This window comes from Pseudoalteromonas maris (assembly GCF_049257235.1).
In the GTDB taxonomy this organism is placed as follows: domain Bacteria; phylum Pseudomonadota; class Gammaproteobacteria; order Enterobacterales; family Alteromonadaceae; genus Pseudoalteromonas.
The window spans coordinates 184,338-210,754 of sequence record NZ_JBMMUF010000005.1 but is presented as its reverse complement, the minus strand read 5'-3'; the positions used below and the strand labels follow the sequence as shown (position 1 = coordinate 210,754).

26 protein-coding genes are annotated in these 26,417 nt (G+C 45.7%); 11 read left to right on the top strand and 15 right to left on the bottom strand.

Annotated elements, in window-relative coordinates:
- Positions 1 to 9: 9 nt before the first annotated feature.
- Positions 10 to 225 (bottom strand): hypothetical protein, encoded by a 216-nt coding sequence (locus tag AAEU32_RS09380; RefSeq protein ID WP_421970268.1) that lies wholly within the window; start codon positions 223 to 225, stop codon positions 10 to 12.
- Positions 226 to 360: 135 nt separating this feature from the next.
- Here AAEU32_RS09380 and AAEU32_RS09375 point away from each other — a divergent pair, with 135 nt between their 5' ends.
- Positions 361 to 1,263 (top strand): GGDEF domain-containing response regulator, encoded by a 903-nt coding sequence (locus AAEU32_RS09375; RefSeq protein WP_421970267.1) that lies wholly within the window; start codon positions 361 to 363, stop codon positions 1,261 to 1,263.
- Positions 1,264 to 1,308: 45 nt separating this feature from the next.
- On the opposite strand, the gene AAEU32_RS09370 is transcribed toward AAEU32_RS09375, so the two are convergent.
- Together AAEU32_RS09370 and AAEU32_RS09365 are read right to left on the bottom strand one after the other, a co-directional pair.
- On the bottom strand, positions 1,309 to 1,686 hold the full coding sequence (locus tag AAEU32_RS09370; RefSeq protein ID WP_421970266.1) for a DUF3192 domain-containing protein: 378 nt from the start codon (positions 1,684 to 1,686) through the stop codon (positions 1,309 to 1,311).
- 137 nt (positions 1,687 to 1,823) lie between these two features.
- A complete protein-coding gene (locus AAEU32_RS09365; RefSeq protein WP_421970265.1) occupies positions 1,824 to 2,768 on the bottom strand; it encodes a D-2-hydroxyacid dehydrogenase in 945 nt (314 codons plus the stop codon).
- A 136-nt stretch (positions 2,769 to 2,904) separates the two neighbouring features.
- Here AAEU32_RS09365 and zntR point away from each other — a divergent pair, with 136 nt between their 5' ends.
- From zntR to AAEU32_RS09345, 4 genes are all read left to right on the top strand, one after another.
- Positions 2,905 to 3,318, top strand: coding sequence for a Zn(2+)-responsive transcriptional regulator (gene zntR / locus AAEU32_RS09360; protein WP_421970264.1), 414 nt, complete (start codon positions 2,905 to 2,907; stop codon positions 3,316 to 3,318).
- A complete protein-coding gene (locus AAEU32_RS09355) occupies positions 3,302 to 4,474 on the top strand; it encodes an SO_0444 family Cu/Zn efflux transporter (RefSeq protein WP_421970263.1) in 1,173 nt (390 codons plus the stop codon). Before zntR ends, AAEU32_RS09355 begins: the two co-directional genes overlap by 17 nt.
- A gap of 70 nt (positions 4,475 to 4,544) precedes the next feature.
- Positions 4,545 to 5,657: a lysophospholipid acyltransferase family protein gene (locus tag AAEU32_RS09350; protein WP_421970262.1), complete on the top strand. Its 1,113-nt coding sequence runs from the start codon at positions 4,545 to 4,547 to the stop codon at positions 5,655 to 5,657.
- A 136-nt stretch (positions 5,658 to 5,793) separates the two neighbouring features.
- On the top strand, positions 5,794 to 6,042 hold the full coding sequence (locus AAEU32_RS09345) for a DUF1289 domain-containing protein (protein WP_421970261.1): 249 nt from the start codon (positions 5,794 to 5,796) through the stop codon (positions 6,040 to 6,042).
- Here the strand turns inward: AAEU32_RS09345 and AAEU32_RS09340 are convergent.
- Positions 6,037 to 6,747: a substrate-binding periplasmic protein gene (locus AAEU32_RS09340; RefSeq protein WP_421970260.1), complete on the bottom strand. Its 711-nt coding sequence runs from the start codon at positions 6,745 to 6,747 to the stop codon at positions 6,037 to 6,039. The genes AAEU32_RS09345 and AAEU32_RS09340 overlap by 6 nt on opposite strands.
- Positions 6,748 to 6,943: 196 nt before the next feature.
- Here AAEU32_RS09340 and AAEU32_RS09335 point away from each other — a divergent pair, with 196 nt between their 5' ends.
- The 3 genes from AAEU32_RS09335 to AAEU32_RS09325 are packed head-to-tail and all read left to right on the top strand — an operon-like array spanning position 6,944 to position 12,049.
- Positions 6,944 to 7,153 carry a DUF3283 family protein gene (locus AAEU32_RS09335; protein ID WP_421970259.1) on the top strand — a complete coding sequence of 70 codons (210 nt, stop codon included), beginning with the start codon at positions 6,944 to 6,946 and terminating at the stop codon, positions 7,151 to 7,153.
- A gap of 5 nt (positions 7,154 to 7,158) precedes the next feature.
- Positions 7,159 to 7,581: a GNAT family N-acetyltransferase gene (locus tag AAEU32_RS09330; RefSeq protein WP_421970258.1), complete on the top strand. Its 423-nt coding sequence runs from the start codon at positions 7,159 to 7,161 to the stop codon at positions 7,579 to 7,581.
- Positions 7,574 to 12,049 (top strand): diguanylate cyclase domain-containing protein, encoded by a 4,476-nt coding sequence (locus AAEU32_RS09325; protein WP_421970257.1) that lies wholly within the window; start codon positions 7,574 to 7,576, stop codon positions 12,047 to 12,049. The genes AAEU32_RS09330 and AAEU32_RS09325 overlap by 8 nt, the downstream gene beginning before the upstream one ends.
- A gap of 11 nt (positions 12,050 to 12,060) precedes the next feature.
- Here AAEU32_RS09325 and AAEU32_RS09320 read toward each other — a convergent pair whose 3' ends face one another.
- Both AAEU32_RS09320 and AAEU32_RS09315 read right to left on the bottom strand, forming a co-directional pair.
- Positions 12,061 to 13,011 carry an ion transporter gene (locus AAEU32_RS09320; protein ID WP_421970256.1) on the bottom strand — a complete coding sequence of 317 codons (951 nt, stop codon included), beginning with the start codon at positions 13,009 to 13,011 and terminating at the stop codon, positions 12,061 to 12,063.
- A complete protein-coding gene (locus tag AAEU32_RS09315) occupies positions 13,008 to 15,689 on the bottom strand; it encodes a bifunctional acetate--CoA ligase family protein/GNAT family N-acetyltransferase (protein WP_421970255.1) in 2,682 nt (893 codons plus the stop codon). The genes AAEU32_RS09320 and AAEU32_RS09315 overlap by 4 nt, the downstream gene beginning before the upstream one ends.
- 67 nt (positions 15,690 to 15,756) lie before the next feature.
- Between AAEU32_RS09315 and AAEU32_RS09310 the strand changes: the two genes are divergently transcribed.
- Complete coding sequence (locus tag AAEU32_RS09310) at positions 15,757 to 16,473, top strand: SIMPL domain-containing protein (protein ID WP_421970254.1); 717 nt, start codon at positions 15,757 to 15,759, stop codon at positions 16,471 to 16,473.
- A 30-nt stretch (positions 16,474 to 16,503) separates the two neighbouring features.
- Here AAEU32_RS09310 and AAEU32_RS09305 read toward each other — a convergent pair whose 3' ends face one another.
- The 9 genes from AAEU32_RS09305 to AAEU32_RS09265 form a co-directional block, all read right to left on the bottom strand.
- Positions 16,504 to 17,115 (bottom strand): DUF2314 domain-containing protein, encoded by a 612-nt coding sequence (locus tag AAEU32_RS09305; RefSeq protein WP_421970253.1) that lies wholly within the window; start codon positions 17,113 to 17,115, stop codon positions 16,504 to 16,506.
- A gap of 191 nt (positions 17,116 to 17,306) precedes the next feature.
- Positions 17,307 to 19,145: a DUF885 domain-containing protein gene (locus tag AAEU32_RS09300; protein WP_421970252.1), complete on the bottom strand. Its 1,839-nt coding sequence runs from the start codon at positions 19,143 to 19,145 to the stop codon at positions 17,307 to 17,309.
- 93 nt (positions 19,146 to 19,238) lie between these two features.
- Positions 19,239 to 19,799 carry a DsrE family protein gene (locus tag AAEU32_RS09295; RefSeq protein ID WP_421970251.1) on the bottom strand — a complete coding sequence of 187 codons (561 nt, stop codon included), beginning with the start codon at positions 19,797 to 19,799 and terminating at the stop codon, positions 19,239 to 19,241.
- 20 nt (positions 19,800 to 19,819) lie between these two features.
- Positions 19,820 to 20,956, bottom strand: coding sequence for a radical SAM family heme chaperone HemW (gene hemW, locus AAEU32_RS09290; protein WP_421970250.1), 1,137 nt, complete (start codon positions 20,954 to 20,956; stop codon positions 19,820 to 19,822).
- A gap of 3 nt (positions 20,957 to 20,959) precedes the next feature.
- Positions 20,960 to 21,544, bottom strand: coding sequence for an XTP/dITP diphosphatase (locus tag AAEU32_RS09285; RefSeq protein ID WP_421970249.1), 585 nt, complete (start codon positions 21,542 to 21,544; stop codon positions 20,960 to 20,962).
- A gap of 9 nt (positions 21,545 to 21,553) precedes the next feature.
- Positions 21,554 to 21,991: a DUF4426 domain-containing protein gene (locus tag AAEU32_RS09280; protein WP_421970248.1), complete on the bottom strand. Its 438-nt coding sequence runs from the start codon at positions 21,989 to 21,991 to the stop codon at positions 21,554 to 21,556.
- Positions 21,992 to 22,063: 72 nt separating this feature from the next.
- A complete protein-coding gene (locus tag AAEU32_RS09275) occupies positions 22,064 to 22,600 on the bottom strand; it encodes a YggT family protein (RefSeq protein WP_421970247.1) in 537 nt (178 codons plus the stop codon).
- Positions 22,601 to 22,620: 20 nt separating this feature from the next.
- Positions 22,621 to 23,454, bottom strand: coding sequence for a pyrroline-5-carboxylate reductase (gene proC / locus AAEU32_RS09270; protein WP_421970354.1), 834 nt, complete (start codon positions 23,452 to 23,454; stop codon positions 22,621 to 22,623).
- A gap of 30 nt (positions 23,455 to 23,484) precedes the next feature.
- Positions 23,485 to 24,174, bottom strand: a complete 690-nt coding sequence (locus AAEU32_RS09265; protein ID WP_421970246.1) for a YggS family pyridoxal phosphate-dependent enzyme — start codon at positions 24,172 to 24,174, stop codon at positions 23,485 to 23,487.
- Between the two features lie 30 nt (positions 24,175 to 24,204).
- Here AAEU32_RS09265 and AAEU32_RS09260 point away from each other — a divergent pair, with 30 nt between their 5' ends.
- On the top strand, positions 24,205 to 25,254 hold the full coding sequence (locus tag AAEU32_RS09260; RefSeq protein WP_421970245.1) for a type IV pilus twitching motility protein PilT: 1,050 nt from the start codon (positions 24,205 to 24,207) through the stop codon (positions 25,252 to 25,254).
- Between the two features lie 17 nt (positions 25,255 to 25,271).
- Positions 25,272 to 26,411: a PilT/PilU family type 4a pilus ATPase gene (locus tag AAEU32_RS09255; RefSeq protein ID WP_421970244.1), complete on the top strand. Its 1,140-nt coding sequence runs from the start codon at positions 25,272 to 25,274 to the stop codon at positions 26,409 to 26,411.
- Positions 26,412 to 26,417: the final 6 nt, after the last annotated feature.

The window sequence follows — 26,417 nt, the reverse complement described above, 5'->3', positions numbered from 1 at the left end:
AAACACCGTCTAAACTGATAGCAAATGGCTATTAATATCTAGGGCGTGTTGACCTTTGCTGTTTGATTTTGCAGTAGTCATTGGGTATTTTGGCAAGGCAGAGCCTGCGTTGCATAGTGATTCTATGTCAGTCAGGCGATAACGCAGACAAAATACCCCAATGGCGCTGCCCAAAGGCGTACACTGCGTTGTCATGGGCCATGGACATAGTTCACTATGCACCATGACCCATTCCTAGCATTGAAAGCCTTTGATTTGAACAAAATTCATACCTCAAAGGTCAATACGACCTGGTGTGTCACATGTCAAAATAGGGCAGTTTTAGGCGAGTACTTAACAGAGTACATAATAGGAAGACTCATGAAGTCAGCGAATATCCTCATCGTGGAAGATGATGAGTTCAACCAGACAACAATTACAAAAGCATTGTCTGATAAGTATCAGGTACACGGTGTCAAAAGCGCTGAAGCTATGTTTGAATGGCTTAAAGAGAATACAACGGAGCTTATTTTACTTGGTGCAACACTTCGGCAAATGAGTGGCTATGAGGCGCTTAAACTTCTAAAGCATGACGAGCGTACGCAAGCGACCCCCGTAATAATGATTTCTGCACATGAGTCTATGGGCGATGAAGCCAAGGGCTTAGAACTTGGGGCAATGGATTATATTTCCAAGCCTTTTGGTACAGCTATTGTCAGGGCGCGCGTTAAAAACCAACTGGTTATCAAACAAAAGAATAACCTGTTGGAAATGCTTGCTAGCGTCGACGGTTTAACAGAAATTCCTAATCGTCGTTACTTCGATGAACACTTTGCTAGAGAGTGGCGCCGAAGTGCACGTGCAGGGTTGCCATTGTCTGTGTTGCTGATTGATATTGATTATTTTAAACGCTTCAATGACCACTATGGTCACCAAAAAGGTGATGAGTGTTTGAAACTGGTTGCACAAACGCTTGTTAATAACTGTCGACGTGGTAGTGATTTTGTCGCTCGATACGGCGCCGATAAGTTCGTGGCTGTGCTGCCGGGCAGTGAAGAGCAAACAGCTCAAGCATTATCGAATAAACTGTGTAATGTGATACGTGATTTGTGTATTGCGAACATAGACTCTCCTATATCAGACCGTGTAACAATCTCAATCGGAGCTGCTACCTATGAAGGCGTCGATGAGGACAGTGACGAAATAGAGCTATTAGAGAAAGCTCAGAAGGCACTGCATCAAGCCAAAGACGCAGGGCGCAATGGCTTTGCATTTTGTCCCTAATGCTAAGCGCTAGTGCTAACTAGCGCTTAGGCGGGCTCGTTAACCTTACAACTTGCCTATCAGGGCCTGATAGGCGCTGTCACCAACACTGACCAAGCGGCCGGACTTGAACACTAACGGAGTGCACTCATTTTTACTGATTTTACCGTCTGATTTTACGCTTTGTGTGGCGTAGAATAGCACTTGGTAAGTCTCACCCTGATGGTTGAATGTCTCACTAAAATCAGGAGTGCCTAAGATGTCTTTTACTGTCATAGCAGCACTGTTTAAATCAATATTGGCAATATAGTTGCGGTTATTGCGCTGCTGCTGTTGCCAGTCACTTGAGCCCCAATGCGCATCAGCATCGCCATCATTGACTGAAATAACACAACCGCCTAGAAGAGGGAGTGCAACAACGGCGCAGAGTAAAGCTTTTTTCATGTTAATTTCCATACTGTTTTTATAATTCACCTAATGAATATCAAGTTCGATGCCAACTTTTAAATTTGTTTAATATCAATCGCTTATGTTTTAAAGGTGAATGTTGGTTTAGCAAACTCACCAATAAGTTGGTTAATTTAACTAACCAAGTTTCTACTTTCACCATGAGTAAATGCGGTGATGTTAAGTGCTATTTGCGCGATTAATCTGTCCCTTGCTTGGTGTGACGCCCACGCTGTATGAGGGGTCAACAGTAAGTTGCTGCCGGTGTACTCAAGTAAAGGATTATCTGAGCGAGCCGGTTCCTCACTCAGTACGTCCAACGCAGCACCTGCTATCGTGCCATTAGTCAGCGCCTGAGCGAGATCCGCTTCATTGATAATCGGTCCGCGCGCAGTATTTATGAGCACCGCAGAAGGTTTCATAAGTGCCAGCGTGTCAGCGTTGATAAGGTTAACGGTGTCCTCTGTCAACGGGCTGTGGATAGAGACAATATCGGCCTGTGCAAGTGCATCTTCGAAACGCATGCGTCCTTGTCTTGGCTCTGCGCCTTGGCGCTCTGCAATGACCACCTGCATACCAAAGGCCTGGGCGACTTTTTCGACTCCCTGACCTAACTCACCGTAGCCAATAATTGTCAGTTGTTTACCTGCAAGCTCGTGTATCGGATAGTCCAAACGACAGAACATATCACTTCGTTGCCATGCTCCCTCGTGACAGTCGTTAATATAACGATGCATATTGTTCAGAAGTAACGACATAAGCGTGAAGGTATGTTGAATAACGCTGGCTGTTGAATAGCCTGCAACATTGCATACAGTGACACCGCATTCACGTGCTGCGGGTAAATCAATGTTGTTAGTGCCAGTGGCTGCAACACAAATAAGCTGTAAGTTAGGTAGCGCTTGCATGTGCTCTTTAGTGATTTTTACTTTATTGGTGATCAGCACATGGGCGTTTTTTGAGCGTGGGATCACTTCGCTTGGGGATGTTAATGCATACCCTGTAAAGTGGCCAAGTTGCTCCAATGGCGTTAATGCATTTTCGCCGAGAGTGTGTGTATCTAACATAACAATGTTCATGGCTGGCTCCGAAGTTGAATGAGGCGGGTAGTTTTTCATGGACAATCGGCGATGGCAAAAAAAATTATTGACCTTGGAGTTGACTCAAAGGTTTATAATCACAGTAGAGCAAGTACCTAACAAGAGTGTGACGAACATGCGAATAGGTGAGTTGGCAGCGCAGGTATCAATGAGTACAGATACCCTGCGTTATTACGAACAGCAAGGATTACTCAGTGAGCCTAGCAGGGACCACAGTGGATATCGGCAGTATACACAAAAGCATCTGGCGCAATTGCAGTTTATCCGCCGAGCAAAAGAGGTGGGTTTTAGCCTTGAAGAAATCGCTGAGCTGTTGAAGATAAACTTTGAAAAGGCCCAGCACAGTTGTCAGGAAGTCAAAGACTTGACCTTAAAAAAGCGCGATTTGGTAGCAAAACGTTTAGCAGAGTTAGAGCGGTTTTATGCGTCGTTATCGCAATTGGCTCAACAGTGTTGTGGTAGTGAGGCTCCGGCGCAGCATTGTTCTATTCTCAGTGCATTGGAGGATGTAGATGGACTTAATCAGTAACTTCTGGGACTTATTTGTGTTGTCAGCTCCTTGGTTGCTGTTGGGGTTGTTCTTAGCAGGGGTGTTGAATGTGTATTTACCCAGTCACATTTTGCAACGTCACCTCGGTCAAGAGGGCTTTTGGACCACAGTAAAAGCTGCACTGATAGGTGCTCCCATGCCGCTGTGTTCATGTGGTGTTATTCCCGCTGCTGTGGGGCTTCGCCGAGCGGGAGCATCAAAAAGTGCCACTACCTCCTTTTTGGTATCAACACCTGAGACTGGAGTGGATTCAGTGTCTGTGTCCTATGCCTTGTTAGGGCCGTTTATGGCTATCATTCGTCCGATAGCCGCAGTGTGCAGCGCGATTGCCGCCGGAGTCTTGGTAGGAAAAGAGGGGGGCACTGCACATCAACATCACAGTAGCAGTTCTCTTTCATCTACATCTTCACCGTGCTGTGCCTCAGAGCAACAACTATCGCATCCGCAGGTGGAGTCGAGTTGTTGTGATACACATGCAACCCCTATCGAGACTCATGCTTGTTGCTCAACCTCAACCTCGACCTCAACTCAGGGAAAAAATAAAGACACAGACGAGCATGGCGCGATGACTAAACTCACCCAAGCGCTGCAATTTAGTGCCACAAAACTACTCAGTGATACAGCATTGTGGCTGATGGTCGGATTGTTCTTTGCTGCCTTGGTACACACCTATGTACCTGCGTCTTATCTTAGTCAATGGGGTAGTGGCTTGTTGGCAATGACCGTGATGGTGATAATCTCTATTCCTATGTACATTTGTGCCACAGCCTCGACTCCTATCGCCGCAGGTTTGTTGCTAGCAGGCGTGTCCCCGGGTTCTGTGTTGGTGTTCATGCTGGCTGGCCCGGCAACCAATGTTGCTACCTTAGGTGTGGTAGGCAAAGAGCTCGGTCGTAGGGCGCTGTTTGCGTATTTAATCGGGGTTATCGGTGTTGCCTTGCTGTTCGGCTATTTGACTGACTACCTAGTCAGTGAGTTTGATGTGCAAGTGGTCGCTTTGACTTCATACCATGAATCAGTGCTTCCTTCATGGCTAGCGACTGGTTCGGCGCTATTGTTAGTTGTGCTTATGTTGCGATTGGTATGGCTTAAAATTCAATCACTTTGGCTACCTTCTACTGGTAAGAGTTGTTAAACTTAGCGATTAATTCGTCGGCGCGATACAATACGCGCCGAATTTTTGCATGCAGTAATAAGTGAATGCCGTGGATAAGTACGCAGATATAAGACCTTATAACGATAACGAAGTAGCCGACGCGGTTGCGAGATTGGTCGCTGACAACGCGTTTGTAGACCTTATTGCCAAGCACAATTTACCAAGTTGGGTTGCCCCCATGCGCTTTTTATCGCGCCCACTGGTGCGTTGGCAATTGCAGCGTAAATGGGGCAATGTTGCCTCGGTACGCCAAGTGCAATTAGAAGTGGTGCATTATCTTGAACACATTGTTAAAACCACGACTTCAAAAGTCACTTTTTCAGGGCTAGATGCACTTGATAAAGACAGTGCCTATTTATTTATCTCAAATCACAGAGATATCGTTCTTGACCCTGCGCTTGTGAACTTTGGTTTGCATCAGCATGATATGAATACAGTGCGTATCGCTATTGGTGATAACTTGCTGCAAATTCCTTATATCACTGAACTGATGCGCCTCAATAAGAGCTTCATAGTAAAGCGCTCGGCCAAAGCGCCAAAAGAGATGTTACGCGCTTTAACTCAACTGTCGGCGTATATTTACGATTCACTTGATGAAGGCCACAGTATTTGGATTGCCCAGCGTGAAGGTCGTACTAAAGATGGTCATGACCAGACAGATCCAGCTTTACTGAAAATGTTGCAGCTTAATGGCCGCAAACAGAAGAAAGATTTTGCAGATTACGTCCGCGAATTAAAAATCGTTCCAGTATCCATTTCTTACCAGTATGAGCCATGCGCACAAGCAAAAGCGAAAGAGCTTTACCATAAAAAGCATCATGGTGAGTATGTGAAGCAAGCAGGTGAAGACATCGAGAGCATTGTCGAGGGTTTTACTACCGACAAGGGTCATGTCCATCTTGCCTTTGGTAAACCTATTGCGCATGGGTGCGACACCCCTGAAGATTTAGCAAAAACCATAGACAGACAAATTCTTGAGTCGTTTTATTTGCACCCAGGCAACTATATCGCCGCAGATCATGCCGAGGCGATTGTTGATACTGAATCTGCAGATGTAAAAGAATTTGCCGAACGTATGAACCTGATCCCTGAGCATTTACGCGACTTGGTGAAGGCTATTTACGCAAAACCTGTATTACGTAAAGAGGAAATGCAGGGTTAGACTGATATTCCGTACATTATATGTGAGTAACACAGAGCTCTCAGCGCTCTGTCCAATGCAATTTGTGCTGGCAATTGGGCGCTTCAGGCATTAACGTTAATAAAAGGTTTATGCAAGAAGTGCCCGTGCAGCAGTTATGCAACAGCTAGAGATATTTTCCATTGATAGTCCCTGTAAAGGGATTTGCGAAGTGAACAATCGCGGCTATTGCCGTGGCTGTTATCGCTCTCGTGAAGAACGCTTTGGCTGGAATCAATTCACTGACGAGCAAAAACGCCACGTCAATTTGTTGTGTCATCAACGTTACAAGCGCTGGTTGGCGCGTCAGCAACAAGAGCAAGATCAACAACAAGCAGACTCAGCTCAAGGAGAGCTCGATTTATAAGCCGTATTGTTGCTTAAGTTCTTGGATCACGCCTTCTCGTTCAAGCTTTTCAAATGCCCTCAACAGCGCCGGGATCTTATCTTCATGGCGTTTGTGCACGTAGTGATAACTGAAATAATCTTGTAAATGATGTTTGTGAAAGCGGTTTTGGTTAATGCCGTGAGTAACCTGTTTGAGGTGAAAGTCCAAGGCTATCACTGCATCGACTTGTTGTTGCGCGAGTAAATTCAATTGCGCGGGAATATTCTCAATACGTATGCGTTGCCCAGAATAGCGATGCTCATCTAGATACTGCTCGCCTACTGGGTAACCATTTCGAAATGCAACGCTTGATAGCGAGTTAATATCACAGTCTTCACAGCGGGTCAGCATCACGAGTTGGAACCTGAATAGGGGATAATTCACTCGAACTAGATTGTGATATTGGTAGTCAATATGTGCAATGCGGCCAAGCTGACCATCGAATGTACCATCATTTGCGGCATTTAATGCTTGAGGGTGAGTGAAGTCTGCAAGTTTAAGATCATAGCCTATTTGCCCATAGACACGTGTCATTACATCAATCACGAACCGTGCTTGTGGTGTATCCATCGGTTTATTGAAGGTGACAACAGGGCGTTGCTCAGCATGAAGCGAAGGAGGCAACGCAATACTGAAAAAGAGAACTAAGATGTGAAGCCAAATTCGGCTCGGCAAATAATGCATAACGACCTGTAACTTTTACTGCTAACAATCAAGCTTGGTGCAACCAATCATGGCATGGGTAATAGAATGCTGTACCTATTTTAATTGTTTTGTGTTTTGATTACTATTAATAGCGCTAGCCTATACTATCTGTGCATTCAACTCAAAGTTGTATCTGTTATAGTATGTAAAGATCATAAAAAAGTGTGTGTAGAGAATGAGTCAAAATTTATGCTTGCTACCCAGAGAAGAAAAGTATCGTATTCAATTGGATTACGAAGCGTCTTTTTGGGCATATCAAATAATTCGCGGTAAAAATGCGCGAGACAAAGTGTATGAAACCATTAATATGCGTCCATCATCTGAGCAATCTTATTTAAAACAACAGTTTGAACATTACTTGGCGATGATGAGCGCATCGCGGTGAGTGCGATGTCGGTGCAGCAACTACCAGCCATAGCCATTCCTCTGGTCAACAAATTTTACGACCAACATGGAGCAAGAGGCCGGGCTACCAAGCAAGATAAGGTGTGGGTGGTGCGTTGCAGCAACGATATTATTGCCGCCGCCCGGGTGGTTGATGTGGCGCAAAATGCATTGCTATGCGGGGTCTATGTTGCGGCGCATTATCGCGCCAAAGGCGTAGCGAGCACCCTGATTGCGCAGGTATGCAAGGAGTTGAACGCACCTCTTTACAGCTTTATCTATGCGCATCTAAAGGACTTTTACACACGTTTGGCATTTGTGCCTGTGTTAGAGCCTTTACCACAGGCATTGGCGCAAAAGTTTACATCGTATGTGCAGCAAGGACGAGATCTAATACCTTATGTGTATGACAAGCAAAACAATGTTTAGAGCTGCATTGCTGCTAATATTGTGTCTATGCGGCGATGTTGCCAATGCCAGTGTACACGCGTTAACTAAAGATACCGGTCTTGCAAGTAATCGTGTGAGTCACATGTTGGTAGATGAGCATGGGTATTTGTGGCTAGCAACCGAAAGTGGTTTGAACAAATATGACGGCTATCAGGTGCAGTCGATACATGATGAAAAAAAGTTACTGCAAGGCGCCGTTATTGAGGCACTCTACGAAGATGCCAACTCCGATATCTGGATATCTTCCTTACTGAACGGCCTGTTTCATTACCAACTTAGCTCAGGAGCACTGACTCAGGTTATCGCCCCGAACGCAGACGGTGAAAGCAGCTTCGACACTGATATATTCTCCCTCTTGTCTTGGTCAGAGCAGCACATACTGCTTGGCCGAGGTCATGATGTTGCACTGCTCAATCGCGACACGCGTGCTGTGCAATCTTTATTTGCCACTTCAACCACGCCTCACCGCGCTCAGGTGGATGCGCTCGCAAGGTACCAAGGGTATGTCATTGCAGGAACCAGCGAAGGTGTTTGGGTGCACGAGATGGCAACGGCTAAAACGCGGCACCTTGCAGATATTTTGGCAGACTCCCTCCAGGGCCTGAGCAGCAAGGTTAATGCTTTATCCGTTGTTGATAACACCTTGCTTTACGTAGGCACCAATCAGGGTCTATTTGAAATTGATTTAACAGGACTCGACCTCGTATTCGATAATGCAACAGCCCAAAGTGTTCACGACCGTGCTTTGGTTGTTAAGGGGCAAATCAATGACATCTACCTTAAATCAGACGCAACAATGCTGCTGGCAACGGGTGATGGAGTGTTTCACTTTAATCAGAAAACTAAACAGCTCACAGTCCCTTTTGCATTAACCCATGACAATCGCGCGCGCATAGCAGGTGGAGCCAAAACTGTACTTGAGACGCCAGCAGGTAATGTGTGGGTAGCAGCTACAGAGCAAGGTGCAATGCTCATTACGCAGCCGCCTTTGAAGTTACAAGACATCTCAACTCAAACGCTAAAAGGGGAGGGGTTCGCTCACTCTACAATCTGGAGTACCGCGCAACAGCAACATACCCTCTATGTAGGCACCCACAATGGCCTAAGTGTTATTGACTTAACCACAGGGCAGAGCAAAAGCTATTTTCAATATTATCAGGATGAAAAGCGCAGCACCGTTTTTCGTATCTTCACTTTGCAATGGTTTGCTCAGCAGTTAGTGCTCAGCACATCTCGCGGATTGTTTCTATTCGACCCACAATCACTCCAACTTACAAAATTATTAGCGCACGATAAGTCGAATCAAGAGTTTCTAGAAGGTGTACTACATCATATCTACGTGAGTCCAGAAGGTGTGCTGTTTGGCGTAAATCAGCACAAAGGGTACTTTTACATCGATTTAAACAGTAAAAAAGTTCACCCTTTACATAGTATTAATGCCTCACATGAACCTGCTTCTAGCGTCGCGTTTTTGCCATCACCCAAGGGCAGTTCACCATGGCCTCTATTTTTTGCTGGTGGCAGTTTATATCGCATAACGAAAGGCTCTGAAGTGCTTACGCCGCTATATTCTTTGCCTAAATTAGATGCTCAATTAGCGATTAACCTGAGCGGTTTTGCATTTGATAATAGCAATAGGCTGTGGCTATCTTTGTCTAATTATGGCCTTATCGCCCTTGATACTGAGACTTTTGAAGTGCGAGAGCGCGTTGATTTCAAGCAAGCTCGCGTAAGCCCTCTGATGTTTGATTTACAGGCTGATGCAGGTGGCTTTGTTTGGATGAGTAGTCATGATGGGCTATGGCGATTTAATCCACAGACACAACATTTTGTGCAATTTGCTGCGCGTGATGGGCTCAATAGTGACGATTTTGTCCACGGCTCTGCGAGTCGTTTTGCCGATCATCGTTTTGCCTATGCCACCCAAGGTGGTGTGATATTAGTTGAGCCCTTGCGTAGCCAAGCTAACTTCGCGTTATCAAAAGTGAACTTCACTTCTGCGCAGCTCATGTATCGCCCATTAGCAACACCGGCTTATGGGCCTCTCAAAGAAATTGAACTGGCTCATGATGATGTTGGGCTCGAAGTTACGTTCAGTGCCATGGTGTTTCATGATCAAGACCGAATTACCTACCAGTATCAACTCGATGGCTCGCAAACCAGTTATACGCAAAATAATAATCGTGTGGTGTTTCCAAAATTTAATCCAGGTTCGCATGTACTCAAAGTGTGGGCACAAGACCCGTATACAGGTGAACTAAGCGACCCAGCGCGCTTAACGATTAACGTTGCCTATCCACTTTGGAGCTCGCCCAAGTACCTTGCCCTATATATCATTGTTGTCGCAATACTGGTGGGGGCTTGGTTATTGCGTCGCAACCGCACGCAAAAGATGTTGATGCAGGCGCACTTGCAGTCTGTGGAATCGGCAACACGATTGAAGTTAGCGCTCGAGGGGAGCCATTCAGGAGTGTGGGATTGGCAAAGTGATGCTGGCAGCATTTACCAGCCAAGACTTGTTGAGGAGCTAGGATATGATTTCGAACATTGTCAGTTAGATGAGTATTTGGCACTCATTCATCCCGATGAAAGGCAAAGATTCCGCATTGAGTGGTTGGAGTTTTTATCCACAGATAAGGGATATTTCAACTGCGTATATCGACTCAAACACCGCTCTGGACTTTGGCGATGGTACAAAGACTTTGGCAAAGTGATGCAGTGGCAAGACGGTCATCCTGTAAAAGTGGCGGGCACGTATACCAACATGACCCGAGAGCTTGTATTCGAAGAAAACGCTCGTCTTTTTGGTGCTGCATTTGAACAAACCAGCGATTGGGTGATCATTTTTGACCATAAGCTGAGGATCACTGCTACTAACAAATCATTGCGCCAGCACTTTAATTACAGTTCCAGTTGTCGTTCATCTCGACGTTTAACTTTGGGGTTGAGTAAAAACACGCGTATCAATTACCTGCGTATCCTCAAGGGCTTAAGAGTTGGCGAGCACTATCAGTGTGAAGAAGTGGTGGTGATTAAAAATGGTGAGCACGTTCCTGTGCTAATGAAATTTAGCGCAGTGGCGGATAATGAACATCAGGCCACCAGTTTCATTGTCATGATGACCGATATTAGCGCACCTAAAAATGCATTGTTGAGTGTGCGTGAACGTGCAAACTACGACAGTCTCACCGGTTTTCCAAATCGTGCTTTGTTTATGGACCGTGTTGACCATGCACTCGAACAGGCCCAACGCAATCAAACAGGTTGCGCGTTAATACTGATTAATGTGAGCAATTTAGCCAATATTAACGATACCAAAGGTTTTGATAGTGGCGACCAATTACTGTTGAGCCTTGCCTACCGACTGCAACGCTCAGTGCGCGGTCAAGATAGCTTAGGGCGATTACAAGGTGACGAATTTGCGCTGTTAATTGAAGACATTGATGATGTAGAGCAAGTCATTACTGTATGTCGTAAAGTGCGAGATGTGCTCGTGCAACCGTTTAATCAGCCCCCGAATGAGGCGCTTGTGCGGGTTGGCTTAGGAGTATCTCTGTTTCCTCAGGATGCTGTATCTGCACAGGAGCTCATCAAATGTGCCGACATTGCCACCTATCACGCCAAGCGAGGCGGTGTTAATCAATGTCATTTTTTCCAGCCAGAAATAAACGCTGCAGTACAGCGCAGCATTGAAACCGAAAGAGATGTAGCGATTGCATGCGAGAACTATGACTTTGTTAATTTGTACCAGAGTATTTGCGCAACTCATGATAAACACATAGAGGCATTTGCTGTTTTGCTGCATTGGCAACAAGGTGAACATTTAATTGCGCCTGGGCACTTCCTTCCGCATTTGCGCCAAAGTGCACTGTGGGCAAAATTGCTGCTACAAACATTAGAGCGCGCTATGCTCGAGTGTCGAGTGTGGCATCGACAACATCCAACTCTGGGCCTAAACGTTGCTATTAGTGGTCGTGAGTTTAGCGAAGCTGGGGTGATGGGGGATATTATTCACCTTTTACACAGCCACGAGTTCCCGCTACCGTATCTCACTTTGGAAATCTCAGTGAGGGATTGGCAGCGAATAGAGAATAACAGCCAAGTGGCGTTGCAAACTTTAGCCGATGAGGGCGTACGCATCTGCCTGTTTATTGAAGATGAAGATCAGCTAAGCGTTGGCCTGTTATCTGATGACATGTTCCATCGCGTTAAACTCGGACCGCAATTGACTAAGCAATTGTGTGAGCAGCCCAAATTAACGCCCAAACTACGCAAATACATGGCGGTATTTAGTGCATTAGGACTGGAGATAATGGCCGTTGGCGTGGCTAATGCCACTGAGCAACGCAAACTCATTAGCCTTGGGTGTACGCTTATGCAAGGGGATGACATTCATACCCCTTGTCATGGCGATGGTGTAGCGCAACTCCTTAGTGAGAATAGGTAAGGTGATTGGTATTACTCAATATGATGCCCGCAATGAGGACAAAAACGATTGATCACAGGGTGTTTATTTTTCACCTGTTTTTCAATGTGGCTAGCTTCTTGAGTACTCAACCCCAAGTCAAACCGCAGTTGTTCAAGTTGCTTGCGTTCATCATGGCAAATCACACCATCATCCATCGCTTGATATACAGCCTCTGTGTATGTGCGGCGTCGTTTGCGGAGCTGATCAGAAAAGCTTGAGGCAAGAATACCGGTTGGAATAGCCACCATTCCCATACTTAAAATAGTGATGATCCCACCGAATATTTTGCCCAGTACAGTCACTGGCACAACGTCGCCATAGCCCACGGTGGTTAATGTGATAAGCGCCCACCACATTGCTGCGGGGATAGAACCGAACTTGTCGGGTTGAATATCGTGCTCGAGTAGGTAAATGCCGCTGGCGGCGATGATCAAAATAACCGACATGATGAAAAAGGCTGCCATCAATGAGCTTGCTTCTTCTCGAATGGTGGTGAGCATCAGTTGCATGGCGCGAGAATAGCGCGTGAGTTTAAAAATTCGTAGTAATCGCAGTACGCGTAAAAAGCGTAAGTCGAATGACACAAAGTACACTAACAACGAAGGCAGGATTGCGACTAGATCAACCAGAGCCAAGGGTGAAAAAAGGTAGCGTATGCGTCGTTGGGTGGCCGATAAATTGGAGTCCTTAAAGCACTCTAAATCGACGCTGGTCCATACTCGAGCGAGGTACTCAACAGTGAAAATGGCCACTGATACCAGTTCAAAATAGATAAAGAAATGATAGTGTTTTTGCGCTATGTGGGGCACTGATTCAATGACAATGGCGATGACATTAGCGAAGATTAAGATCATCAAAAAGCTATCAAAGAGATAACCTAAACGCTTAGCACCACCGCGTGCTTCAAATATATCGGCGAGTTTTGTTCTTATTACACTCATAAGCGTGGTTCATTCAATTCTTTTTTCATGTGTATGGTTCCTTCCTCAAAGTCTCGGGTGATAGTAAACCCTAACTTACGAGCAAGTTCTATCATGCCTGAATTCTCAAACAGGGTCACTCCCTCAATGATTGCAACCCCTTGTTGTTGGCAATAATCGATCGCGGCTGTCATTAACACCCGACCTAGACCAAGCCCTTGTTTATTGGACCCCACTACGATGGCAAATTCAGCAACGTGATTATCTGGATCCATCAATACTCGCGACACCCCGAGCGTCACATCACCGCCTTGCTGTTTACGGGTAACAATAAAGGCCATCTCGCGGTCGTAATCAATTTGCGTCATTTTAGCGAGTTGTTCATGAGTAAATTGCGGCATTTCACCAAAAAAGCGACTGTATCTGTCTTCTTTACTTAAAGAAGCATCAAATTCTCGGTGCGCTTGTTCGTCTTCTGGACGAATGGGGCGCAGCGTAGCCTGTGTACCATCTTTTAGGGTGATCTGTTGTTCCCACTCCTTCGGGTAAGGGCGAATAGCCAAACGCTTTCTATGTGCTAAGCGCTTGTATGGGGCAATAGCAAAAGAGGCGTCTAGTACCAGAAAATGTCCTTGAGTTGCCAGCACCGGGTTTAATTCCATATCAGTAATATCCGGCTGCTCAACAATGAGCTGTGATACCCGTGTGAGTAGCGCACACAATCGATACTTATCCTCTTTGCTTGGCAGCATTCGTGCGCTTATCACGCCCTTATCCAACGCGTTTGCTATCAGGTATTTTGCCAAGTTCATGTTCAAAGGCGGCAATGCGACTGCTGCGTGGGCAAAATCGTGGGCATTGCCCGTTTCACCTAACAGAATGACAGGGCCAAATTGTGGATCCGTTTTTATGGCAATACGCATTTCATGTGCACCAGCACGCTCCGCCATAGGTTGAATAGAAAACCCATCGATGCGTGCTGTAGGATGAATTTTGTTGATGCGCAGTAAAATAGCAAATGCGGCTTGTTCAACTTCTTGGGGATCGGTGAGGTTTAAAATTACGCCGCCAACATCAGACTTGCTGTGGATATCGGGGCTTACCAGTTTAAGTGCCACCGGGAAGCCACATTCCTTGGCAACGTCTGCTGCTTCGCTTGGGGTTGTGGCAATGCGCGTGTCAATTGTATGTATCCCATATTGCTCTAACACGTTAGCGGCATCATGGGTATTTAAGTAGCACTCACCTTGGGCAAGGTGCTCGGCAATGAGCTTGGCTGTGGTGTGAGGCTGGGTATTAAGCTCATCAACAATCGATTCAGGAGTTTGCGTCAGGTGTTTTTGATTACGGCGATATTTAATTAAATGCATGTATGCACCGACCGCTCCTTCGGGGGTGCGATAGGTTGGAACACCACCTTGAGCACACACCTTGCGAGCGTCAAAAGCGGCGTCTTCACCCATAAAATTAGTCATAACAAAGGGACGTTTGCGGCTATCTATTGTTGCCAGTGAATCAATAATAATTTTTGCATATTCGCTGCTTGGCGCTAATGCAGAGGGAGTGTGGATAATCAAAAGGTTCTCCACTTCAGGCGCATTAAGCAAAATTTCTAATGCCTGTTGATAGCGTTGCGGCGAGGAGTCACCAAAAATATCGACCGGGTTTTGTGCCGATTCAGATTGGGGGATGACCTTATCAAGCGCGCGTCGTGTTTGCTCGCTGAGCTCACACAGTTTTCCTGAACTTTGTATTAGACAATCAACGGCCATGACCGCGGGCCCACCACCATTAGTGAGGATACACAAAGGCTCTACTTTAAGCAGTTTGGGGTGTAGGGCTAGGGTTTGCGTCGCAGCAAATAACTCGCGCAAGTCATTTACGCGCAACATGCCAGCACGCTGAATCATGGCATCATATACCGCATCAGAGCTTGTAGCACCGCCAGTGTGGGCCAATGCGGCGCGTGCTCCTTCGCTGGTTCTTCCGGTTTTTATTACGATAACGGGTTTGCTAAAAGCAGCCGCACGTGCAGCGGAAATAAATCCACGAATATCTTTGAGGTTGTCGATATACAGTAATACTGCCTTGGTTTTTGCATCGCGACCGAGAAAATCCAGCAATTCATCGAAGTCGATATCAAGGCAATCACCCACTGAAATAAAGTAAGAGAAGCCGATTTCTTTGTGTTGTGCCCAATCTAAAATGGTTGAACACACCGCGGCTGATTGTGATATGAAGGCAAGGTTCCCTGGACGAGCGATGGTGTGCGAAAAGCTCGCGTTGACGCCTAAATGCGGAAGCATCAAACCTAAGCAGTTTGGTCCAAGTAGGTTGATTTGATGGTCTTTACAAAATTGAGACAGCTCAACCTTTTGCGCGTCACTGACCCCCGCTGCAACGATAATGACATTTTTACATCCTTGCTCGGCCAGTGCAGTTAACACCGGTAATAACGTTGTTTTGTTGGTGCAAATAATGGCAATATCCGCAGTGCACGGCAGTGAATTAATCGTGTCGTAAGCAAGCACACCATGCACGGCTTTGTATTTGGGGGTCACTGGCATAATGGGGCCGTTAAAACCACCTTGCAGCAAGTTGCGCATCACAATGTAGCCGGGCCTTGACGCATTGTTGGAAGCACCAATAACAGCAATGGATTTTGGGTTGAAGAACTGACTAATGCGTTTTACGCTCATAGCTCACTCTTTTGCTACATTGACAACAAAAACATAGTCTCATACTTGCTAAAAAAAGGAATCCCCAATGCACAAAAGTATAACGCATATCAATATTTTACCCGCTTTTCTACTGGCGCTGGGGTTAGCATCAATAGGGTTGCTCATGCGCAGCGCCATTATTGATTTTAAGGCGATGGAAAGAACAGTCGTGGTTAAAGGGTTGGCTGAGCAACATGTTCAAGCTGATACTGCAATTTGGCCTATCGTGTTCACTGAAGCGGGTGACAAGTTAGATGAAGCAAGTGATGCGCTACAAGAGAAACAAAATGCAGTAGTGGCATTTTTAAAGTTACACGGTTTTGATGACAGCGAAATATCCCTAGGACAAGTGACCGTCATTGATAGAAAAGCGCAGCAATACGGCCCTCAGGATGTGGGTTTAAGATATTTAGTTACCGCCAATATGTCAGTTTACAGTCAGGATCCCGCCAAGGTGCGCCATGCCAGTAGTCAAATCAGTGAGTTGGCCAGACAAGGAATCGCCATCGCAGGCGACCGCTTTGCTAATCGCATCGAGTATCTGTTCACTGGCTTGAATGAAATCAAGCCGCAAATGATTGAGCAGGCAACACATAACGCCAGAGAAGTGGCACAAAAATTTGCTACAGATTCACAATCGACATTGGGAAAAATTAAATCAGCACGCCAAGGGCAGTTTAGTATCGTTGAGCGCGACTCTACGTCGCCACACCTTAAAAAAGTGCGAGTGGTGAGTACTATCGAGTACTATTTGGTGGATTAGCAAACGTATTTTTTGTGATAGCGCGTGCGGTTATGCACGCTCTTCCGGCCATGGAAAATCGACGAATGGCTCCAGATCGCGCGCATATTTGCTCGGAAGACGCCCATGGTCTCGCTCATAAATTCTCGCCATGGCGAGCATAGTATAACCACCTTGGGTGTAGCCGTTAGCGTCTTGGAGCATCCAGTCTTCAATGTCTGTGAAACGCACATAAATACGCTGTGATAATTCATCATTTAATTCACCAATCGGCTCACACGCAAGAGACACAGTAACACCTTCCTCCATGGCACAATGGGCCACGCCCCAGACGTGTTCGACATGATTATCAAAGGCATAAGGAAATTTTACGTAAGCTTCACGTTTACCTTCTTTAAGTCCCGCTATGAATCTATCTAGCTCAGCGCGCGCTCTGCAGATTTGCGCATGCATAACGGGGTCGTCTTTATCTACATTGAGTACTTTAAAGTCGATGGGAGTGCGCCAAAGCTTCAATAAGATGAAGGGAAGCACTAGCCATGCAATGCCAAAAGCAACAACACCCGCGGTGGAATTATCAAAGGATTCAAGCTGAGTCAGAATAATAAAAATGGGCACAAAGGCGCAAAATGAAAATAAGGCGATGACGATAATTCTCAGCATAAACAGTCCTTTTGTTTATCGTTTTTATGGGGAGCTGTAAATCTAAAGTACCGAAGTGGAAACAAAAAGAAAAGTGACTTTTTGATGATGATGTGAATTAGTGTTAATGAGTGACTAAATTTCATCTATATGAAAATTAAACATAAAAAACGCCGATATAGTATCGGCGTTTTTTGTTCAATTTAATGACATTAAGCTGCTTGCTTTTTCGCAACCCACTTATTAACCATTTCTTCTAAAAGGTTTAGCGGAACAGGGCCATTTTTCAATACCACATCGTGGAACTCACGGATATCGAATTTGTCACCCAGTTCTTTCTTCGCAGCTTCGCGTAGTTCAACAATCTTTAGCATACCCACTTTGTAAGCGGTAGCTTGCGATGGCATAACGATGTGGCGCTCAACCATTTTAACTGCGTCAGAAGTCGCGTTAGGGGTGTTGCTTACGTAATAATCGATACCTTGTTGACGCGTCCAACGCTTAGCATGAATACCCGTGTCTACAACAAGACGACATGCGCGCCACAGTTCCATAGCAAGACGGCCGAAGTCTGAGTAAGGGTCTTGGTATAAGCCCATTTCTTTAGGTAGTAGTTCTGAGTATAGTCCCCAGCCCTCGGTGTAAGCAGTGAAGCGGCCGTATTTGCGGAAACTCGGAATGCCTTCAAGCTCTTGCGAGATAGCTAATTGCATGTGGTGACCAGGAATACCTTCGTGATATGCCAGCGCTTCTAGCTGATAGGTTGGCATGGCTTCCATGTCATACAGGTTTGCATAGTAAATACCTGGGCGTGAGCCATCAGGTGCTGGCTGCTGATAAAACGCCTTACCCGCTGATTTCTCGCGGAATGCTTCTACGCGTTTTACGTTTAGATCTGCTTTTGGCTTAACGATAAACAACTCGTCTAGACGAGCTTTCATGTCATCGATAACACGTACAGCCTCTGCTAGATAAGCTTCGCGACCTTCTTCGGTGTCAGGGTAGTAGAACTGCTTATCTGTTTTCATGAACTCCATAAACGCTTTTAAGTCGCCTTTGAAACCTACTTTATCTTTGATTTCACGCATTTCGTCATGGATGCGAGCGACTTCAGCAAGACCAATGGCATGAATTTGTTCTGCTGTTAAGTCAGTCGTTGTAGTGCGTTCTAGCATGGTGTTGTAGTAGGTTTCACCCTCAGGGAACTTCCATGCACCGTCGCGTTCGTCAGCGCGTTTTTCAAGCTTTTTCAGGTAGCTGATCAGGCCATCATAAGCCGGTTTAACAGCGTTCTTAAGTGCGTCGGTTGCCTCGGTGATCAGCGCTTGCTTTTGCTCTTCGGTAATATCTAATTTGTTTACTTTACGTTTGAAATCAGCAAGTAAAGTGGAATCTTTTTCGCCTGAAAATGGTGCGCCCTTGATGATGTTCTGGCTTGACTCAATCACGTGAGGGAATACAAATTTAGGTGCGATAATGCCTTTGCTTGCACGCGCTTCTAAATCTTTTTCTAGCTGAGCGAATAACGTGGTTACACCATTCAAACGTGAAATATAGGCATTTGCTTCTTCCACGTTACTGATGGTGTGCTGGTTAATAAGGAAGGCTGCAACCATAGAGTGAGTGCCAAACATTTGGTTCACAGGGTATGAGTGATGGCGCCATTTGAAATCTGCAATTCTTTGCTCTAGGTTTTGCTCCATCAAGTCGTAGCTTACTTGTGTTGTGGCATCAAGAGCTGCGCGGTCAATGGTCTTCAATGTCGCAAGATCTGCTTTAACAAGCGCGAGATCTTCGAGTGCGCGTTCTTCACTTTGGTCATCCCACTTATCATAGTCTTTTTTGATACCAAGATAAGTTTGGTAAACAGGGCTGCGCATCACATTGCGCATGAACACTTCTTCGAAAAAGGCATTGGCTTTTTCGGATTCACTTTGGGCAACCTGTTGCACAGGGGCCACGGTTTCAGATACCGCGTTTGTTTGTGTATTCTGACAGCCTGCCAGAAGTGCGGCGCTGATGGTTGCCGCTACGAGTGTTAGCTTACGCATGGTTTCTTTCCTATCATTTCGCTTGTTGTTATGGTCGGTGCAAAGTCGCACCGTTAAATTAAAAACTGTGATGTTTGCATTACGTTTGGCGATTTAAAACGGGTTAAGTGTATAACCTTGCTGTTGTAACTGCGCATGGGCAGTCATCGCAGATAATGCCATCTGTACACCGGGGATCAGCTGCTCTTGGGTTACTTTGTAATGGGTCGCTGATTGGCCGCATACATATACGCGGGTATTGTTGGCAAGTAACTGATTAATGAGCGCTTGGTTCTTATTTTCGACATTGAAACGTGCTTGATAATGTTCATTGGCAAGTACATCAACAGAAGCTTTGCCATGTACCACCAAAGCCAGTTCAATGTTGTGTGGTTTCACGCCATGAGCGACGTGCATGTTGATAAATCGTGCTAATGAATTCATATGGTTGTTCTGCTCACCTTTTTTGGCGGCGGGAGCAACATCAAACGCTATTTTGAATTGTGTGTCAGGAGCAATGGTGGCATGATTTTCAACCACGTAGTAATTACCAAAGCCTTGTATTACTGGTGAATCGCTTGCATCGTTTTGCACCTCACTGATGGGCTTTGCTGATTCGCTGTGGGCTAGGGGGCTGAGCAGTCCTACGGCTAAAAGCAAAGCTATCAATTTCATTATTCTTTTTCCTGATTAGTTTAAACAAATAACTCGAGTAATTCGTTGAGATAACGATGACCACGTTCAGTAACGCGAATATGGGTCTTATCATTACTGATCAACCCCTGTTCTTGAGCAGTGCCTAACTGCGCTTCTATACGCTGCAAAGGCAAGCCGGTATAACTAACGAAATCATGCACAGGGCAAGGTTCAACCAATCGCAATCGGTTCATCATAAACTCGAATGGGCGCTCGTCTTCGGTCACAGGCCAATCGCGGTATAAATATGGCTTGGTTAAATCCATGTAGCCACGTGGGTGTTTGACCTTCTCAGTACGCATAATAGTACCGTCAGACTGTGTTATTTTGCCATGAGCGCCACAGCCAATGCCTATATAATCGCCAAAGCGCCAATAATTCAAGTTATGTTGGCATTGATGACCAAGTTTTGCGTAACCAGATATTTCATACTGCATATAACCTGCTTCTCGTAACAAGGCTTGTCCTTGCTCTTGAATATCCCAAAGCGTGTCATCTTCAGGCAGTGTGGGTGGTTTGGAGTAGAACTGGGTATTGGGCTCAATAGTAAGCTGATACCAAGACAAATGCGGCGGATTGAGAGCAATTGCTTGCTTTAAGTCGCTCAGAGCATCGTTGACACTTTGGCCTGGCAGGCCGTGCATCAAATCGAGATTGAAACTGCGAAGCCCTACTTCATGGGCCTGTTTCGCGGCATTTTTAGCTTCATCACTACTATGGATACGCCCAAGGGCAGCGAGTTTATCTTGCTGCATCGACTGCACACCAATCGAAATACGATTTACACCCGCTGCAACGTACTCACTGAAGCGACCCGTTTCCACTGTGCCTGGGTTGGCCTCTAATGTAATTTCTGCATTCGGGGCAAGTGGGGTGATAGCGCGTACACCATCAAGTAAGGTGTGCATGGCTTCACCGCTAAGTAAGCTTGGTGTGCCACCTCCTATGAAAATACTGTGTATAGGGCGCCCAGAGGTCAATGGCGCATCATTGCGCAAATCACTTAAAAGGTGTTGAACATATTCTTTTTCAGGTATTTTTTGGCCTTTTTGCGAGTGGCTATTGAAATCACAGTAAGGGCATTTTTGTACGCACCAAGGAATATGGATATATAAACTAAGAGGAGGCAGGGTCACGGTTTAACCCTGCAATTGTGCGAGTAACAGTTGTAACGCTTGACCACGATGGCTAAGCGCGTTCTTTTGATCCTTGGTCAGCTCGGCACTGGTTTTATCCATACCCGCCACTTTGAACACTGGGTCGTAACCGAACCCTTCGAGGCCCGAGCGAGACTGGGTTATTTCGCCTTCCCATGTTGCTTGGCAAATCAGTGGGAGAGGGTCGTCTTTGTGACGCATCAGCACCAACACACAACAAAAGCGAGCGCTACGCTGCTCTTTGTTGTGCATATCAGCCAATAATTTATCAATATTGTCACTGTCGCTGGCATCCGTACCGGCATAGCGAGCACTATATACACCCGGTGCGCCATTGAGTGCGTCCACGATGAGGCCTGAGTCATCAGCAATTGCAGGCAAACCAGTTTGGGCACTAGCATGTCGTGCTTTGATAATGGCATTTTCCACAAAAGTGGTGCCTGTTTCTGGCACATCACTCACATTAAAATCGCTTTGTGGTTTGATAGTGATGTCTAAATCGCTCAATAGCGCGCTAAGCTCGGCAACTTTGCCTTTGTTGCCTGTTGCAAGCACCCAAGTTGTCATGTATTCGCCTTAATCTTCGTATAATTTTTGGTGAAAGCGCAGTACTTCAACGGTGTTACCTTGGGATAAGGTAATCTCGAAGCGGTACACCTCTTCGTTATCAAAGCGCATTTGCGCGATGTAATAAATGCTCTCACCCTCTTTGATTTCTTTGAACGACAGGGATTCTTTTTGACCAACTAGGTTGGTTGCAGTGCCCTGAATATCAACTGCTTGCGCTGTGTTGTCGTCAAGTACAGAGATGTTGATTAATGCTCTGTCTCCAGCACGCTCTATGTCGTAGCTGCGAGCTACCTGCGCGGGAATAGACGTTGATGTAAAGGCAATGTAATGAACCTGCCAGTTGCCCAAATTTTTGAATTGTCCGCCTTGCTCACTTGGTTGCTCTGCATAGCTAGGTAGGGCCATAAAAACAATCAGTAGAAGACTCGTTAGCATCGCTTTCATAGCTGCTGCTCCTTCGTTTGTTGACACTCTATAAGTTTAATCTAAAAGTGGGTAAGCAAGGACTTACCCACGCTATCTACCGAAAATATCTAGCAGTAAAAATTGCAAAAACTGTAAAGCAATAATTAATACTAGAATTGACAGATCTAAGCCGCCTATCGGAGGGATGATTTTTCTTATCGGGCGCAACAAGGGCTCAGTTAACTGGTGGAGAATAGCTTCAATCGGATTGTATCCTTGACTCACCCAACTGAGAATTGCACGAATAATCAGCACCCAAAACAGCAGTTGTAGTGCTTCTTTGAGAACAGTTAGTGCGCCTTGCATCAGCACCGCCGGGGTGCTCCACACATCGGTAAAGAGCAGCAGCATGGTGGCAATTTTTGCAAAGCCCACAATAAATGCGAGCACCAAAGAGGCCAGATCTAAACCTCCAAGCCCAGGAATTACTTTGCGTAAAGGGTTAACGGCAAAGCTGGTGGCTTTGACAACAAACTGTGACATCGGATTGTAAAAATCGGCGCGCACAGCTTGTAGCCAAAAACGTAATAACACTACCATCAAGAACAGATCAAAGATCATCCCAACAAGAAAATGCATCGCATTCATTCAGTTAGCCTCAGTAAAAATTAAATTTCTTTTTCCATTTCTTGGGCGCGAGCAATACACGCGTCCATTGCACCCGCAACATCTGCTAGCAAACCTTGTGCTTTAAGATGTTCCACCGCCGCATGCGTTGTGCCGCCTTTAGATGTAACATTGGCACGCAGTTGGGCAATGCTGATATCTGTCTGTGATAACGCCATCTCTGCGGCGCCTAAGGCGGTTTGTTGTACGAGTGCGCGCGCTTGTTCAGCATCAAACCCTAACTCAATCGCTTTTTGTTCAATGGCTTCCATAAACAAGAAGAAATAAGCGGGCGATGACCCTGTCACTGCAATAATGTCATTGATCTTTGACTCTTCATCCAGCCACACAACAATCCCTGTGCTTTTAAACACTTCTTCTATAAATTGATTCTCTTGTTCGTCGGTGCCGTGGGCATACAAACCTGACACACCGCGACCAAGCAGTGACGGAGTGTTAGGCATACAACGAACCATCTTCACAGGGTGGCCAAGCATCTCTTGCAAGCGCTTGACGGTGATCCCCGCGGCGACTGAAATAAATACTTTGTCGCTAAAATCGATGCCTGCATCAATAAAGCTCTGTGCCAGTTCAGCCATCATTTGTGGTTTCACTGATAACACAATCATGTCAGCTTTTTGCAATGCCTCTATGTTGTCCGAAGTCGTTTGTACACCAAAGTCAGCAGCGACCTTCGCGAGTTTTTCCTGATTACGATTGGTGGCAATGATTTGCTCTTTAGCAAATCCGCTTTTCACCATTCCGCCAATAATGGCGTAGCTCATATTTCCAGTACCGATAAACGCGATGGTTTTTTGTGACATAGCATCCTCAATGTTTTGTATTAAAAGACCGTGTGGCTCAACCTATTGTTGGCGCTCACCGAATATAGCAGTGCCAATGCGTACCATGGTTGAGCCGGCGGCAATAGCCGCGTCCACATCTGAACTCATACCCATCGAAAGGGTATCTAGTTGTGGATATTGGGCCTTTAGTTTATCAAAGCAAGCGCGTAATTGCGCAAAAGATTGTGCTTGTGCGTCAAAACTATCTGATTTAGCAGGGATTGCCATTAAACCTCTGAGCTCAAGTTGGCGACATTGGTCGATAAATTGAGCAAGCATGGGCAACTCTTCTACCGTGCAACCAGATTTGTTTTCCTCATTGTCGATATTGACCTGAATAAGCACTTGCAGGGGCTTTAGATTGGTTGGACGCTGTTCATTAAGGCGTTTAGCGATTTTTTCACGGTCGATACTTTGCACCCACGAAAAGTGTTCGGCAATCTGTTTAGTTTTGTTGCTCTGAATCGGGCCAATAAAATGCCATACTATATTCGTATGTGCGCTGAGTTGTTGTACTTTTTCAACACCTTCTTGCACATAGGATTCTGCAAAATCTCGGTGGCCATGCTCAAAAGCAGCTAAAATATCTTCTAAGGGTTTTTTCTTAGAAACGGCAATTAATTTAATGCCTTGATGATCACGCCCACATTTTTTTGCTGCTTGGGCTATTCTGTCATAGGCGGCATCGAGTCGTTCTGCTATTGTAATCATAAAGTTATCAGTTAGTTGTGGAGTCCTATTATGGATATTACCGAATTGTTGGCCTTTAGTGTGCAACACAAGGCCTCGGATTTACACCTGTCTGCTGGTGTATCACCAATGATCCGTGTCGATGGTGACGTTCGCCGTATAAACATACCTGTGCTGGAAGCGAAGGCGGTAAATGGGCTTGTTTACGATATTATGAACGATAAACAGCGCAAAGAATACGAAGAAAAATTAGAAGTGGATTTCTCGTTTGAAGTGCCAAACCTCGCCCGTTTCCGTGTTAACGCGTTTAACACCAACCGTGGACCTGCTGCGGTGTTCCGTACCATCCCTAATGAAGTACTTACACTGGATGATTTGGGAGCACCTGATATTTTCAAAACCATCTCTGAAAACCCTCGTGGGTTGGTCTTGGTGACAGGGCCTACGGGTTCGGGTAAGTCCACCACCTTGGCAGCGATGATTGATTACATCAACAACACCCGCCATGACCACATACTGACTATTGAAGATCCAATCGAATTCGTGCACCAAAACAAACAAAGTTTGATTAACCAACGTGAAGTGCACCGCGATACGTTGAGCTTTAATGCAGCGCTGCGAAGTGCACTGCGTGAAGACCCCGATGTTATTCTGGTCGGTGAGCTTCGTGACTTAGAAACGATTCGCCTAGCGATGACAGCGGCAGAAACAGGTCACTTGGTATTTGGTACCTTGCACACCACTTCTGCACCAAAAACAATCGACCGTATTATCGACGTGTTCCCTGGTGAAGAAAAAGACATGGTACGTTCTATGCTTTCAGAATCACTGCGTGCGGTTATCTCACAAACACTGTTGAAGAAAATATCCGGTGGTCGAATTGCGGCGCATGAAATCATGATTGGTATTCCTGCGATCCGTAACCTGATCCGTGAAGATAAAATTGCTCAGATGTATTCATCTATTCAAACGGGTGCAGCGCATGGCATGCAAACAATGGATCAATGTTTGCAAAATTTATTGAATCGTGGCTTGATTAGTACTCAAGCGGCGCTTGCTAAAGCTCACGATAAATCGCAATTTGGCCAACATGGTCAGTAGTAAAATAGAGTTAAAAGATGTTACAACCATTATCTAACTATCTGGAACAAATGATTGTTCTCGACGCATCGGATTTATTCGTATCTACACACCTCCCTGTGAGTGCGAAAATCAATGGCGAACTCACACCGTTGGACGATTATGTGTTGAGTGATGATGAAGCATTGACCATGGTTGAGTCAGCAATGACTGACAAGCAAATCAACGAGTTCCACAACTCTAAAGAGTGTAACTTTGCGATTTCAACGGACGAAGGTCGCTTTCGTATTTCAGCGTTTTGGCAACGAGATCAAGCGGGTATGGTTATCCGCCGTATCGTTACCACAATTCCTGATGTAAATGACCTTGGTTTGCCTTCAGTTTTAACTGACGTGATTATGAAAAAGCGTGGGTTAGTGCTTTTTGTGGGTGGTACAGGAACCGGTAAGTCAACATCATTGGCGGCACTGCTTGGCTATCGTAATAGCCATCAAAAAGGTCACATATTGACCATCGAAGATCCGATTGAATTCGTTCACGAACATAAAAAAAGCATTATTACTCAACGTGAAGTAGGGTTGGACACTGAAAGCTTCGAAGCCGCGCTGAAGAGCTCCCTACGTCAGGCTCCTGACGTTATTCTAATTGGTGAGATCCGTTCTCAAGAAACCATGGAATATGCATTGAGCTTTGCAGAGACCGGTCACTTGTGTGTGGCAACCTTGCACGCTAACAACGCTAACCAAGCCATTGACCGTATCATGCACTTAGTACCAAAAGAAAAGCATGATAAGTTGAAATATGACTTAGCATTGAACCTGCGCGCTATTATTGCACAGCAATTGGTGCCAACCTCTGACGGTGAAGGGCGCGTTGCGGCAATCGAAGTATTGTTGAACTCGCCAATGGTGTCAGAGCTTATCAAAAAAGGTGAAATTGGCTCGATTAAAGAAGTGATGGCTAAGTCTACCGAACAAGGCATGCAAACCTTTGACCAAGCGTTGTTCAAACATTACCAAGAGAAGCGTATCAACTATGCAGATGCGCTGCACCATGCAGACTCGCCAAATGACCTGCGTCTGATGATTAAGCTACGTAACAATGAGCAGCAGGGCTCAGGCTTCTTGCAAGGTGTTACGGTAGATGGTTTGACGGACGATGAGATAGGCGACGAGTAATGTTGT

Coding starts and splice junctions, on each gene's coding strand:
- AAEU32_RS09380 (WP_421970268.1), bottom strand. CDS start 225: ATGGTGCATAGTGAACTATGTCCATGGCCCATGACAACGCAGTGTACG.
- zntR (WP_421970264.1), top strand. CDS start 2,905: ATGCGAATAGGTGAGTTGGCAGCGCAGGTATCAATGAGTACAGATACC.
- AAEU32_RS09315 (WP_421970255.1), bottom strand. CDS start 15,689: ATGAGCGTAAAACGCATTAGTCAGTTCTTCAACCCAAAATCCATTGCT.
- AAEU32_RS09310 (WP_421970254.1), top strand. CDS start 15,757: ATGCACAAAAGTATAACGCATATCAATATTTTACCCGCTTTTCTACTG.
- AAEU32_RS09345 (WP_421970261.1), top strand. CDS start 5,794: ATGCAACAGCTAGAGATATTTTCCATTGATAGTCCCTGTAAAGGGATT.
- AAEU32_RS09255 (WP_421970244.1), top strand. CDS start 25,272: ATGTTACAACCATTATCTAACTATCTGGAACAAATGATTGTTCTCGAC.
- AAEU32_RS09260 (WP_421970245.1), top strand. CDS start 24,205: ATGGATATTACCGAATTGTTGGCCTTTAGTGTGCAACACAAGGCCTCG.
- AAEU32_RS09355 (WP_421970263.1), top strand. CDS start 3,302: ATGGACTTAATCAGTAACTTCTGGGACTTATTTGTGTTGTCAGCTCCT.
- AAEU32_RS09275 (WP_421970247.1), bottom strand. CDS start 22,600: ATGAATGCGATGCATTTTCTTGTTGGGATGATCTTTGATCTGTTCTTG.
- AAEU32_RS09370 (WP_421970266.1), bottom strand. CDS start 1,686: ATGAAAAAAGCTTTACTCTGCGCCGTTGTTGCACTCCCTCTTCTAGGC.
- AAEU32_RS09300 (WP_421970252.1), bottom strand. CDS start 19,145: ATGCGTAAGCTAACACTCGTAGCGGCAACCATCAGCGCCGCACTTCTG.
- AAEU32_RS09340 (WP_421970260.1), bottom strand. CDS start 6,747: ATGCATTATTTGCCGAGCCGAATTTGGCTTCACATCTTAGTTCTCTTT.
- AAEU32_RS09265 (WP_421970246.1), bottom strand. CDS start 24,174: ATGATTACAATAGCAGAACGACTCGATGCCGCCTATGACAGAATAGCC.
- AAEU32_RS09330 (WP_421970258.1), top strand. CDS start 7,159: ATGTCGGTGCAGCAACTACCAGCCATAGCCATTCCTCTGGTCAACAAA.
- AAEU32_RS09295 (WP_421970251.1), bottom strand. CDS start 19,799: ATGAAATTGATAGCTTTGCTTTTAGCCGTAGGACTGCTCAGCCCCCTA.
- AAEU32_RS09375 (WP_421970267.1), top strand. CDS start 361: ATGAAGTCAGCGAATATCCTCATCGTGGAAGATGATGAGTTCAACCAG.
- AAEU32_RS09285 (WP_421970249.1), bottom strand. CDS start 21,544: ATGACAACTTGGGTGCTTGCAACAGGCAACAAAGGCAAAGTTGCCGAG.
- AAEU32_RS09335 (WP_421970259.1), top strand. CDS start 6,944: ATGAGTCAAAATTTATGCTTGCTACCCAGAGAAGAAAAGTATCGTATT.
- AAEU32_RS09280 (WP_421970248.1), bottom strand. CDS start 21,991: ATGAAAGCGATGCTAACGAGTCTTCTACTGATTGTTTTTATGGCCCTA.
- AAEU32_RS09320 (WP_421970256.1), bottom strand. CDS start 13,011: ATGAGTGTAATAAGAACAAAACTCGCCGATATATTTGAAGCACGCGGT.
- AAEU32_RS09325 (WP_421970257.1), top strand. CDS start 7,574: ATGTTTAGAGCTGCATTGCTGCTAATATTGTGTCTATGCGGCGATGTT.
- AAEU32_RS09365 (WP_421970265.1), bottom strand. CDS start 2,768: ATGAACATTGTTATGTTAGATACACACACTCTCGGCGAAAATGCATTA.
- AAEU32_RS09305 (WP_421970253.1), bottom strand. CDS start 17,115: ATGCTGAGAATTATCGTCATCGCCTTATTTTCATTTTGCGCCTTTGTG.